This window comes from Edwardsiella tarda ATCC 15947 = NBRC 105688, assembly GCF_003113495.2.
GTDB lineage: Bacteria > Pseudomonadota > Gammaproteobacteria > Enterobacterales > Enterobacteriaceae > Edwardsiella > Edwardsiella tarda.
Genome location: NZ_CP084506.1, coordinates 2,720,707 through 2,733,477 on the forward strand (window position 1 = coordinate 2,720,707; position 12,771 = coordinate 2,733,477).

At 59.4% G+C, this 12,771-nt stretch carries 11 protein-coding genes; 3 read left to right on the top strand and 8 right to left on the bottom strand.

Annotated elements, in window-relative coordinates:
* The first annotated feature begins 148 nt into the window (after window positions 1-148).
* Window positions 149-1,600 (top strand): putative glutamine/gamma-aminobutyrate antiporter GadC, encoded by a 1,452-nt coding sequence (gene gadC, locus DCL27_RS12685; protein ID WP_005283076.1) that lies wholly within the window; start codon window positions 149-151, stop codon window positions 1,598-1,600.
* Window positions 1,601-1,650: 50 nt separating this feature from the next.
* Window positions 1,651-3,105, top strand: a complete 1,455-nt coding sequence (gene gadC, locus DCL27_RS12690; RefSeq protein WP_228594436.1) for a putative glutamine/gamma-aminobutyrate antiporter GadC — start codon at window positions 1,651-1,653, stop codon at window positions 3,103-3,105.
* A 71-nt stretch (window positions 3,106-3,176) separates the two neighbouring features.
* On the opposite strand, the gene DCL27_RS12695 is transcribed toward gadC (DCL27_RS12690), so the two are convergent.
* Window positions 3,177-4,223: an FAD:protein FMN transferase gene (locus DCL27_RS12695; RefSeq protein WP_005283070.1), complete on the bottom strand. Its 1,047-nt coding sequence runs from the start codon at window positions 4,221-4,223 to the stop codon at window positions 3,177-3,179.
* 305 nt (window positions 4,224-4,528) lie between these two features.
* Here DCL27_RS12695 and dpaA point away from each other — a divergent pair, with 305 nt between their 5' ends.
* Window positions 4,529-5,251 (top strand): peptidoglycan meso-diaminopimelic acid protein amidase, encoded by a 723-nt coding sequence (gene dpaA, locus DCL27_RS12700; RefSeq protein ID WP_005283067.1) that lies wholly within the window; start codon window positions 4,529-4,531, stop codon window positions 5,249-5,251.
* Here the strand turns inward: dpaA and DCL27_RS12705 are convergent.
* From DCL27_RS12705 to DCL27_RS12735, 7 genes are all read right to left on the bottom strand, one after another.
* Window positions 5,222-5,989, bottom strand: a complete 768-nt coding sequence (locus DCL27_RS12705) for a class II glutamine amidotransferase (RefSeq protein WP_035598980.1) — start codon at window positions 5,987-5,989, stop codon at window positions 5,222-5,224. The two genes, dpaA and DCL27_RS12705, sit on opposite strands and share 30 nt — an antisense overlap.
* 50 nt (window positions 5,990-6,039) lie before the next feature.
* Window positions 6,040-6,618: a D-sedoheptulose 7-phosphate isomerase gene (gene lpcA / locus DCL27_RS12710; RefSeq protein ID WP_005283062.1), complete on the bottom strand. Its 579-nt coding sequence runs from the start codon at window positions 6,616-6,618 to the stop codon at window positions 6,040-6,042.
* A 249-nt stretch (window positions 6,619-6,867) separates the two neighbouring features.
* The gene (glnB, locus tag DCL27_RS12715; RefSeq protein WP_005283058.1) at window positions 6,868-7,206 is read right to left on the bottom strand and encodes a nitrogen regulatory protein P-II; all 339 of its coding nucleotides are present in this window, start codon (window positions 7,204-7,206) and stop codon (window positions 6,868-6,870) included.
* A 13-nt stretch (window positions 7,207-7,219) separates the two neighbouring features.
* Window positions 7,220-8,842, bottom strand: coding sequence for an NAD+ synthase (locus DCL27_RS12720; RefSeq protein ID WP_035598978.1), 1,623 nt, complete (start codon window positions 8,840-8,842; stop codon window positions 7,220-7,222).
* Between the two features lie 163 nt (window positions 8,843-9,005).
* Window positions 9,006-10,346 carry a two-component system response regulator GlrR gene (gene glrR, locus DCL27_RS12725; protein WP_005283041.1) on the bottom strand — a complete coding sequence of 447 codons (1,341 nt, stop codon included), beginning with the start codon at window positions 10,344-10,346 and terminating at the stop codon, window positions 9,006-9,008.
* A gap of 3 nt (window positions 10,347-10,349) precedes the next feature.
* A complete protein-coding gene (qseG, locus tag DCL27_RS12730) occupies window positions 10,350-11,060 on the bottom strand; it encodes a two-component system QseEF-associated lipoprotein QseG (protein WP_074428758.1) in 711 nt (236 codons plus the stop codon).
* A gap of 8 nt (window positions 11,061-11,068) precedes the next feature.
* The gene (locus DCL27_RS12735; protein WP_005283031.1) at window positions 11,069-12,484 is read right to left on the bottom strand and encodes a sensor histidine kinase; all 1,416 of its coding nucleotides are present in this window, start codon (window positions 12,482-12,484) and stop codon (window positions 11,069-11,071) included.
* Window positions 12,485-12,771: the final 287 nt, after the last annotated feature.

Below are 12,771 nucleotides of genomic sequence, written 5' to 3' on the forward strand. Positions count from 1 at the left end.
GCTCCCCCTTCAGGCCGCCCTGAAGGGCATGCAAAACTTGGTTAAGTTTTGTGTGAGCACTGCCCAGGGCCAACATGGCAAATAAAATAGCCTAATGGGATAGGCTCTTATGAGATACGCCTAAAACACGTTATATCAAGGAGCAATTATGGCCTCCACATCGGACTCTACGGCGCAAGGGAAACCTTCCGCCAAGCTCAGCATTGTGACGCTGGCAATCATGAATATTACCACGGTGGTCAGTTTACGTGGTCTGCCGTCCGAAGCTGAATATGGTATCACCTCCGCCTTCTATTATTTATTCGCCGCCGTCTTCTTCTTAATTCCCGTTTCCTTGGTCGCCGCCGAATTAGCGACGGGTTGGCCACAAAAAGGGGGGGTATTCCGCTGGATTGGTCAGGCCTTCGGCCATCGCTGGGGGTTTGTCGCCATCTATCTCCAGTGGGTCGCTACCACGATCTGGTTCCCGACCGTACTGATTTTCGCCGCCGTCTCGCTGGCCTTTATCGGCCCTCATCCCGACGTCGACTCTCATTTGGCAGCGAATCGCTTGTACACCGTCGTGATTCTACTGCTCGTCTACTGGATCGCCACACTGGTCGCTCTACGCGGGATCCGCTCATCCGCCAAGCTGGCCACGCTGGGCGGTCTGATCGGGACCATCATCCCGGCCGGGATCTTGATGATCCTCACGCTGGTATATGTGATGACCGGCAACCCGGTTCATTTTGTCGCCCGTGCCGCCGACTTCTTCCCTGACTTGACCAACCTGAACAATCTGGTGTTAGCCTCCAGTATCTTCCTGTTCTTCGGTGGGATGGAGATCAACGCGGTCCACGTGGTTGAAGTCGATAACCCGTCACACAACTATCCGCTGGCCATCATCAGCGCCGCCGTCGCCACCGTCGTTATCTTTGTCTTCGGCACCCTGTGTATCGCCACCCTGATCCCGAAAGAACAGATCAACCTGGTACAAAGTCTACTCATCGCTTACAACGCGCTATTTGACCACTTCGGGTTGCACTGGCTGGGCGAGGTACTGGCCGCGATGCTGGCCTTCGGGGTGCTAGGTCAGATCACCGCCATCGTCGCGGGCCCGTCTACCGGTCTGCTGCAGGTTGGCCGCTCCGGCTATCTGCCGCCCTTTTTACAGAAGACCAACCGCCACGGCGTCCAGCAGCACATTCTGATCTTCCAGGGCATCGTGGTCAGCATCATCTCCGTTCTGCTGGTGGTGCTGCCCTCGGTGCAATCGGCCTACCAGATCCTGGGACAGCTCGCGACCATCCTCTATCTGCTGATGTACATAATGATGTTCGCCGCTGCCATCTATCTACGTTATAAAGAGCCGAATACGCCGCGTCCGTATCGCGTCCCTGGTGGACGGATCGGGATATGGATCATCGCTGGCGCCGGTTTCGTCGGCTCTCTCGTAGCCTTTTTCCTGAGCTTTATCCCTCCGGATCAGATCCCAGTCGGCAACCCGAGCAGCTACATCCTGATCCTGGTCGTCGGCTCCATCTGCTTCTTCATCATTCCGCTGATTATTTACGCCTGCCGTAAGCCCTCTTGGCAACCGGCTAATAGCGATCAGCAATAACCGCAAGCCCTGGGCCGCCTCGCGCGGCCCATTAGCGTGAGAACCTTATCATGACTTCGCAATCGAGCAGTAAATCTGCACTGGCGGCGGTCACGCTGGGAGCCGGCACCTTCGCCATGATGAACATCACCACCGTGGTCAGCCTGCGTGGCCTGGCGGCCGAAGCCGAGTATGGCCTGGCGGCGGTGTTCTTCTACCTGTTCGCCGCTCTATGCTTCCTGGTGCCGGTTTCGCTATGCGCCGCCGAACTCGCCACCGGCTGGCCCCAGAAGGGGGGCGTCTTCCGTTGGATTGGCCAAGCCTTTGGCGACCGCCTCGGCCTGCTTGCCATCTTTCTGCAGTGGCTGGCAACCACCATCTGCTTCCCGACCATGCTTATCTTCACCGCCGTCGCGCTGGCCTATGCCTTGCCCTTTCCCGGTGCCGACGCTCACCTCGCCTCCAATGCCCTGTATACCTTAGTCATCGTACTCCTCGTCTACTGGCTGGCGACCTGGATTAACCTGCATGGGGTGAAATCGGCCTCGCGCATCAGCGCCATCGCCGGGATGATCGGCACCCTGATCCCGGCCGCCATCCTCATCGGCTGCGGTATCGCCTACATCGCGTTAGGTAACCCGATCCACTTTACCCTCGGTTGGCATGCCCTGTTTCCCGATATCACCAATCTGCACAATCTGGTGCTCGCCGCCAGCGTCTTCCTGTTCTACTCGGGGATGGAGATCAACGCCGTCCACGTACGTGAACTGAAGAACGCGTCGCGCAACTATCCTTTGGCCATCGGGATCAGTGCGCTGATGACCGTGGTAGTGCTGGCCCTCGGTACCCTGACCATCAGCGCATTGATCCCGGCCGATCGCATCAACCTGGTGCAAAGCCTGTTAGTCGCCTATAACCTGTTATTTAGCTCGTTAGGGGTGCCTTGGCTCGGCCATGTGGTGGCGCTGATGGTCGCCGTCGGGGTATTAGGACAGGTGACAGTGATCGTCGCAGGCCCTTCACGCGGCCTGTTTGAGGTGGGACGAGAAGGGTATCTACCGACCTGGCTACAAGAGGCCAATCATAACGGAGTACAACGTAATATCCTGCTGTTACAAGGGGCCATCGTCACCCTGATGGCAATTATGCTGGTCTGCCTCCCCTCCGTGCAGGCCGCCTTTCAGATCCTCGGCCAACTGGCCGCCATTCTCTATCTGTTGATGTATATCCTGATGTTTGCTGCGGTGATCACCCTGCGCTATACCCAGCCCGAGACGCCTCGACCTTACCGCATCCCCGGTGGGCGCATCGGTGTCTGGCTGGTGGCAGGCGTCGGCCTCGCCGCCGCATTATTGGCCTTCGTATTGAGCTTTATTCCGCCGGATCAAATCCCGGTCGGCTCACCGGCGCTCTATGTCCTGCTCCTGTTGGCGGGGACGGTTGGCTTCGTCGCGCTGCCGCTGCTGTTACATGCCTACAGCCAGCGTCATACGGCGCAGCATCCACAGCCGCATGGCGGCGTCTAACGAGATAGCGCATCACCGGCCTGGCGCGTCAGCTCCAGGCCGGTGTCAGCCTCGGCTATCGGGCCTCCCGCTTACGGTTGCACGGCGGCCAGATAGTGGGCGAATGCCGTCGAGGTGCGCTCCTCGAAGCCATGTTCACCCTTAACGATCATATACACCGGGATATTCATCCGGTTAGCCAGCGCCAAGGCGCGATCGGGCCCCATGACGAACAACCCAGTGGAGAGTCCGTCGGCGGTCATACAGGTCGGCGCCAACACGGTAATCGAGGCGAGACGGTGCGTGACCGGGCGGCCAGTCTGCGGATCGATCTCGTGCGAGAAGCGTTGCCCATCCTGCTCAAAATAGTTGCGATAATCGCCGGAGGTCGCCACCGCCATCGCGCCCGGCTCGATGATCGCCTGTACCCGCTGCTGCGCGCCGGTAGAGGGTTTTTCGATCGCGATACGCCAAGGGCTCTTCTCGCCATTATGCCCCAGGGTTCGGACCTCACCACCGATATCGACCATATAGTTATCGATGTGCAACGACTGCAGATAGTCGGCCACCACATCGACGCCATACCCCTTGGCGATTGCCGAAAGATCGACATACAACTCAGGAATATCCTTGACCAGCGCATTGCCTTGTAGCGATAAGTGCTGGATCCCCACCCAGGCACGTCGCTGCGCGATCTGCGAAGGCGACGGCTCACGATCGGGGCGCCCCTCCGGACCGAAGCCCCACAGGTTCACCAGTGGCCCGACGGTCACGTCTAACGCACCATCGGTCAATTTATTGATACGCAGTGCCTCGTTCACCACCCGAGCGGTATCTGATGAGACGGGAAAGGGAGTGTTCACCCGCCGACTCTGGTTAAAGCGGCTCAGCTCTGAACCGGGGCGATAGGTGGACATCTGATCGTTTACCCGTTCGAGCAGGCGATCGATCTCCGCCTGAACCTGAGCCGCTGCCGGTGTCCCCTCAGCCGGTAGGTATTTGACCGCATAGTAGGTCCCCATGGTTTTGCCGGCGAGATCGACCTGCGTCGGGCCGCAGCCACTCAACAACAGGATCGTCGCCAGCAGCGTCAGAAGGCGGGCCAGGGTGCCCCGCCCAGAGAGAAGGAGTGTCATCATGCTTTATGCCTATTCTCGCGGAGCGATCCTGCTGGATGCCCCATCGCTTACGCTAAAGGCGCCTATTATGGAGGCCCGATCCTCCGCCGTCCAATCATGCCAAATAGTTATAAACCGACGCCATCATCCCCACCTTGCATAATAAAAAAGGGCCTCGTGTGCGCCGCCGGAAATTTCCGCTATAGCGGGCGAAAAAAACGCTCACTCTCGCCGGTGGCTCTGGATTACACTGTGCGCACTTTAGGGTGGGTCAATCGACATTATCCGAAAAACGTCGTGCTATTACTTCTTTGACAGGGTTCTACATGAGTAAGATAGTTACCTTGCTGGCGATATGCCTGGCATTGCCGTTGGCTGCGTGCAAATCGTCCGCCAGCGAGTCCGGTTCCGTGCCGCGTAGCGGCGTTAATAGCCTGCTAGGATCGCCGGTCTATATTCAAATCTTCAAGGAAGAGCGCCAACTGGAGCTGTACGCGAAAGTGCAGAATGGCTATCAGCTGGTGAAGCGCTTCCCCATCTGTAAGTTTTCCGGGGGACTCGGTCCGAAACGTACCGAAGGCGATTTTAAGAGCCCCGAAGGCTTCTACCAAATCGACGCCCGCCATCTCAAACCCGATAGCCGCTATTACCAGGCGATCAACATCGGCTACCCGAACCCCTACGATCAGGCGCACGGTTATTCCGGAAAATACCTGATGATCCATGGTGACTGCGTCTCGGTCGGCTGCTACGCCATGACCAACGCCGGGATCTCGGAGATCTACCGTTACGTGCAGAGCGCCTTCCGCAACGGCCAGATGCTGGTAGACATCAATATCTACCCCTTCCATATGACCGAGCGGAATATGCAACGCCACCGGAACTCTAGCTATATTAACTTCTGGCGCGAATTACAGCCGGGTTATCAATACTTTGCTCAGCACGCACTGCCGCCACAGGTCAACGTGCAGGATGGCCGCTACGTGGTTAACGCCCCCCTGCCTGCTGGCAGCGCGCCCTCACGCCTGGCGTTCGCCCAGGCAGAATAGCGCAAACTCCCCCGGCGCAATGCGCTGCCAAGACTCATCGCAGGTCAGCGGCTGAGTCGCGATCACCGAGACGACGTCATCCGGCGTTGTCTCGGCCTGAAAATCGATCATCACATCCTCATCCACCAGCGTCGCCTGACCGAATGGGGCACGACGCGTGATCCAGTGAAGTTGCGTACTGCAGTAGGCCATCACATAGCGGCCATCAGAAAGCAGCATGTTGAAGACACCACGTTGGCGCAACGTATCGGCACACGCGGCGATAAAGCGAAACAGCGCCCGCTCGTCATGCGGGGGGTGAGGATAACGGGTATGCATCTGCTGCAGCAGCCAGCAAAAGGCATACTCACTATCGGTCTCCCCGATCGGCTGGTAGTTACCGGTCGCCAACGTCAGGTAGTCATCGAGCTGGCCGTTGTGGGCAAAGGTCCAGTTGCGCCCCCAGAGTTCACGGGTGAAGGGATGGGTATTCTCCAGGGTCACGCTACCGCGATTCGCCTGGCGGACGTGTGAGACTACCGCGCAAGACTTGATCGGGTACTCACGCACCAGGCGAGCGATCGGCGAGCTGTGACTGGGTAAGGGATCCTTAAAGGTGCGACAGCCCTTCCCTTCGTAGAAGGTGATCCCCCAGCCATCCTTATGCGGGCCGGTACGGCCACCGCGCAACGCCAGCGCGGTAAAGCTAAAGCAGATATCCGTCGGCACATTGGCGCTCATGCCCAGCAGCTCACACATTCCCGCTCCTCGCTCGTCTTGGGGCGAACACGACGCTCGCCCCAACGCCATCAGGCCGCCATCTCTTTTTCGATCAGTTGGATCATGATATGGATCGCCTTGATGTGGATCTCCTGGATGCGATCGGCGTAACCGAAATGCGGCACGCGGATCTCCACATCGGCGCTTCCCGCCATCTTGCCGCCATCTTTGCCGGTTAGGGTGATCACTTTCATCCCCTTGGCGCGCGCCGCCTCGATGGCTTTAATAATGTTGCCGGAGTTACCCGAGGTTGAGATCCCCAACAACACATCCCCTTCGCGCCCGACGGCTTCGACGTAACGCGAAAAGACATAGTCATAACCGAAGTCGTTGCTCACGCAGGAGAGATGGCTGGGATCGGAGATGGCGATCGCCGGATAGCCGGGACGGTTCTCACGATAACGCCCGGTGAGCTCTTCGGCGAAGTGCATCGCATCGCAATGCGAACCGCCGTTGCCGCACGAGAGCACCTTGCCACCGGCCTTAAACGAGGCGGCCAATAGCTGTGCCGCCTGTTGGATAGCCAGGATATTGGCCGGATCGGCCAGGAAATTATTCAGTGTCTGCGCCGCTTCGTTTAACTCGCTACGAATCAGATCTTGATACATGGGCACGCCTCATCAATGAGTTCAATCGGATTACTGATGCAGTGTAACGGATCGATCCCGAGAGGAGAAGCGAGGGCGCGTCCAACGATGGACACCTAAGGCGGCGCGTTTTTTTTCGTTTACCCGCCAATAGCGACAGAAAATAAGCCAATACGGGCCAACAATGCGCGCTAATGCCAAAAAACGAAAAACGGAAAAGAGAGGGACGGCGCGTCAAGCACGCGTCGTCCTCGATGACAGAGGATGGGGTTAGATCGCCTCTTCGTCCTGCTCACCGGTACGGATACGCACCACGCGGGCCACATCATAGACAAAGATCTTGCCGTCGCCGATCTTGCCCGTCTGCGCCGTCTGCATGATGGTTTCGACGCAGGTATCGACGATATCATCGGCCACCACGATCTCCAGCTTCACCTTGGGCAGAAAGTCGACCATATACTCCGCCCCACGATACAATTCGGTGTGCCCCTTCTGGCGGCCGAAGCCTTTCACCTCGGTCACCGTCATACCGGTGATACCCACCTCGGCCAACGCCTCACGCACGTCATCCAGTTTGAACGGCTTAATAATCGCATCAATCTTTTTCATCACTGCTCCTCTGTCACCAGTTTTTGCGGCCAAAGCCGGAGGTTATCGGATAACGGCGATCTTTGCCGAAGTTACGCGCCGTGATACGAGGCCCGACGGCGGCTTGACGGCGTTTGTATTCGTTGATGTCCACCAAACGGATCACCTTGCGCACCACCGCCTCGTCGAAGCCATCGGCCACCAGCTGTGCCACCGATTTATCCTGCTCGACGTAGCCTTGCAGGATGGCGTCCAACACATCATAGGGCGGCAAGCTATCCTGATCGACCTGATCCGGTGCCAGCTCGGCGGAAGGCGGACGATCGATCACTCGCTGAGGGATCACATAGCCCAGCGTGTTGCGGTAGCTGGCCAACTGGAATACCAGGGTCTTCGGCACATCCTTCAGCACATCGAACCCACCGGCCATATCGCCATACAGCGTGGCATAGCCAACCGCCATCTCACTCTTGTTACCGGTGGTCAACACCAGACGACGGCGCTTGTTGGAGATCGCCATCAATACCACGCCCCGGCAACGCGCCTGGAGGTTCTCTTCGGTGGTATCGCGTTCGGTGCCGGCGAAGAGCGGCGCCAACTGCCCCATGAAGGCATCGAACATCGGCTCGATGGAGAGGATATCGAACTCGACCCCCATGGTCTGTGCCTGCTCCTGCGCATCGGCCACGCTGATGTCGGCCGTATAACGGAACGGCATCATCAACGCCTGCACGCGCTCCTTGCCCAACGCATCCACCGCGATGGCCAGCGTGAGCGCGGAGTCGATGCCGCCTGACAGTCCCAGCACCGCGCCCTGAAAGCCGTTCTTGCCGACATAGTCGCGCACCGCCAGGACTAACGCCCGGTAGATCTGCGCCAACGCAGGCAGTTCGCTGGCCGGATCGCTCATCGGTTGCGGCCGAGTCTCCACCAGCTGCACCTGCGTCACCTGCTCGTCAAAGGCGGCGAGACGGTGGGTCAACTGCCCCTGCGCATCGAAGACCTTGGAGCAGCCATCGAACACCAACTCGTCCTGACCCCCGACCTGATTCAGGTAGAGCAGCGGCAACCCGGTGCGACGGCAATGATCCGCCAGCAGGGTATTACGCATGTAGGGTTTTTCGCGGTTATAGGGAGAGGCATTGATGGTCAACAAGATCTCGGCACCCGCGGCCGCGACCGCATCCACCGGTTCGTTGAACCAAACATCCTCACAGATCAGGAGCCCCAAACGGTAGCCCTTCAGGGTGACAACGCACGGCGTATCGCCGGCGCTAAAGTAACGCATCTCATCGAACACGCCGTAGTTAGGCAAGCGCTGCTTATAATAGCGCGCCTGTAGCTGCCCATCGGCGAATAGCGACAGCGCATTATACAGCGCCCCCTTCTCACGCCAGGGGTGGCCGACGATCACGGCGATCGACCCGGAGGCTTGGCGCAGACGCTCCAACTGGCTCTGGCAACGCTGATGGAAGTCATCGCGATACAGCAGATCTTCCGGCGGGTAGCCGCAGAGCGCCAGTTCAGAGAACATCACAATATCGGCACCCGCCTGCTGTTGCTGCGCCATGGCGGCCAACATACGCTCGGCATTGCCTTCGATGTCACCGACCAGCAGGTTCAGCTGGGCCAGTGCAATGGAGAGAGTTCGACTCATAAATACTCGCTGTCCAATACGCCGCAGGGCGCCGCACGCGGCATACCGCAGCCTGACTGATAAAAATCCGCAGGGAGTGTAAATCATTCCGACGACTTTGTTTAGCGCCCACGAATGCGCACCGAGCCAAAAACCTCCCGCTCAGAATGCGATCACCGCTCCCTTACTCCTTGAAATCATTTGGATCAAGCGCATGGCGCGACAACAACTTATAAAACTCGGTCCGGTTGCGTCCGGCCATGCGCGCCGCATGCGTGACGTTGCCCTTGGTGATCTGCAGCAGCTTACGCAGATAGTGCAACTCAAAGTGGTGACGCGCCTCGACGAAGGTCGGCAAGGCGCTATTCTCGCCCTGCAAGGCCTGTTCGACTAATGCCTCACTGATCACTGGCGCCGTGGTCAACGCCACGCACTGCTCGATCACGTTGACCAGTTGGCGCACGTTGCCCGGCCAGGCGGCAGTGACCAGGGCGCGCATCGCACCACTGGAAAAGCTGCGCACCTGCGGTTTGTGGCGTTCGGCGGCCTGACGCAGCAGGTGAACCGCCAGCAAGGGGATATCCTCCGGGCGCTGGTTGAGCGCGGGCAAACGTAGGGAGACCACATTGAGGCGGTAGAAAAGATCTTCACGAAACTCGCCCAACTCCATCGCCTTCGGCAGATTGCGGTGGGTGGCGGAGATGATACGCACATCGATAGCGATGTCATGATTACTGCCCAGCGGACGCACCTTGCGCTCTTGCAAGACACGCAACAGTTTCACCTGCAACGCCAACGGCATGTCGCCAATCTCGTCGAGAAACAGCGTCCCACCGGCGGCGGCCTGAAACAATCCTTCGCGGCTGCTTACGGCGCCGGTAAAGGCGCCCTTAGCATGGCCGAACAGTTCAGACTCCAGCAGTGGCTCCGGCAGGGCGCCACAGTTGATGGCGATGAAGGCTCGCCCGGCGCGAGGGCTGGCACGGTGGATGGCGCGTGCTAACAGCTCCTTCCCGGTCCCGCTCTGGCCATTGATCAACACGCTCACATCGGACTGCGCCACCAGGCGTGCCTGCTCCAACAGCCGTAACATTAATGGGCTGCGGGTGACAAAGGCCTGGCGCCACTCCTCATCGCCGCCCTGAGGACGCGATTGGCTCAAGGCGTCGTCGATCGCCTGGTATAAGGCGTCACGATCCACCGGCTTCGTGAGAAAGCTGAACACCCCCTGCTGGGTGGCGGCAACGGCATCGGGAATCGAGCCATGCGCTGTCAGGATGATCACCGGCATCCCCGGCTGGCGTTTCTGGATCTCGCTGAACAACGCCATACCATCCATTTCATCCATGCGCAGATCGCTGATCACCAAATCGATCGGCTCACGCGCCAACTGCCGCAATGCCTCTTGCCCACTGGTGGCCGTCGCCACCCGAAAGCCCTCACTGCTCAGGCGCATGCCTAACAGTTTCAGCAGGCTGGGATCATCGTCAACCAGCAACAGCTGGGCGGCGTGGGTTGATGTCATCCGTTATGGCTCCTTACTCGTCTCGCCGCTGGCGTTCGGCGATGCCGCGCCCCCTGTTCGACCTTCTGGCACGATCTGCTTGCGCGCGGAGAGTTGGCGTTCGATATCCGTCAGGTTCTCCAGCTTGCGCTGGGTCTCCTCCAGCTGCGTCTGCCAGCGCTGGCACTCCGCCTGTAGTCCTTCCAGCTGCGCCTCACTACTGCTCTGGAGACGTTGATAACGCGCCCGCTCCTCCGCCAGGGCAAGGATCTGCGCCTGCTGACTACGCCATAGCTGGATCAACGGCTGTAACGACGGCGGAAATTGGCCATAGAGGGCCGCCAGGCGGTCGAGGATTTGGCGACGTTCGGCCAGGCTCGGCTCGGCGCGCCCGATCAAGAGACTCTGCTTCAACGCCGCCGACCAACTCTCACCGGCTAAACGGTGGGCCTGAGCGCGAGCCTCGCCGCGGTTTAATTGTTGCGCGCAACTCATGGCACGCAGCCAGTACAGGCCGTTGGCCAACGCCGACGGCGCCTGTTCGCGCCACAACGTCGCACAGGCGACCTGTTGATAATCACCGTGTACCGTGCTGGCATTGACCTTGGTGCTACCCGGCGGATTCGCGCTGTGCTCGCCAGTGCCTCGGCACCCGCCGAGCAACAGCAGCAGCAACCACGGCAACAGACGGCATAAACGCGGGAGAGAGGGAGCGCGGAGCAACCAGGTACGCATACTTACTGTTATCTCGCTAACGGGAGTTCGATGCGGAAGCAGACATCGGCCTCGCTATCCGCCACCAGACGCAAGTCGCCATGCATACGACGCAGTGAGTCCCGAGCGATGCTCAACCCCAGACCACTACCCTTAACGGCGCCCTTACGCTGCTGACTCCCTTGAAAAAAAGGCTCAAAAATCATCGCTTGCTCATCGGCAGGGATCGGCGTTCCCTGGTTCGCAACCTCAATCACCAGGCACGCGCCCTCCCGACGGCTACGCAGCCAAATGGTACCGGATTCCGCGCCATAGTGCACCGCATTGGAGTAGAGATTCTCCAGTACCCGTTCTAATAACACCGGTTGCGCCAAACAGCGGCGCTCACGCAGATCGCTCTGTGTCTGCATCCCCTTGGCGCGCGCCGGGAGCCGATGGGCAGAAACGACCCGCTGCACCAGCGCATCCAGATCCAGCGGCGATAAGGTCGGGACACCATCGGCCAGGTGGCGGTTGTAGTCGAGTAATTGCTCGATCAGTTGCTGCAAATGGCGACTACTGCTATCCAGGATGGTCACCACCTCGCGCTGATCGACACTCAAGGGCCCGGCGACCTCATCGGCCAATAACGCCGTGCCCTCGCGTAGGCTCGCCAGCGGTGTCTTCAATTCATGGGAGAGGTGACGCAAAAACTCATGACGCTGCGACTCCAACCAGGCGAGGCGATCGCTCAGCCAGAGAATACGCTGAGCCAGCGTACGGATCTCGCGAGGCCCGCGAAAGGGGGTGTCCCGCCCCAGCGTCTCCCCCTCGCCCAGACGGCGGATCATCCGCTCGACATCCTTCACCGGGCCGATAATCATCCAAGTAAATAGCCCGACCAACAACACGCTGACCAGGAATAGCACCAGCGCCTGCCAGCCGAAGTAACGCCCGCGCTCGGCGATTGCCTGTTGCAACTGCTGCCCCCGACTAAACAACACATTGCGTGTCGCTTGTACCATCGTGCCATTGGCTTGCGAGAAGCGAGCGAGCGCCGCATCGGCCTCCGTCTGCGGCAGGCTATTCACGCACTGCGGCTGAGCCAATTGCGTCAATAGCGCGTCAAGTTGCCGATAGTCACTCCCATCGGGCAACAACGCGGCATGCTGCTCCAACAGTTGGCGATATTGCGCATGCTGACGCTGATAGAGCGCGGCGAGACGCTCATCGCCCAGCACACAGTATTGGCGATAGCTACGCTCCATCTCCAGCGCTAACACCGCCATCGCCTCGCTCCGCCGCGCATCGCTCAGGGTCGTGTGATTGACGTCGGCGGCCTGTGCGCTCAGATGATTCAGACTCTGGTAGGCCTGATAGGCCAACACCAGGAGCGGCAACAGCACCAACAAGAAGGCCAACAAGACCAGTTGACGGAGAGAACGAGGGAATTGGGGCCATGACATGCAGCATCACTCCCGGCGCGAAGCGAGAAAACGGGTCGCCACATGCTACCCGAGCGCCCAGAACGAGAAAAGCCCGACGGGACGAAGCCGGCGGGCCTGATGATTGCCACCGGGGAGTAACCCGGTACGCGACCCGCGCCAATCTGGCACAGGGTAAGAATAGGTGGCGCCTCACTCAACGTGTCGTCCTGTGCCTGATAAAGCGCCGAAGCGACTGTTATCGATATTTCCGGACGGTAGGCACCGTGCTAATGGCGTCATTCGAGGTTTTATGGAGCCGGCCATCA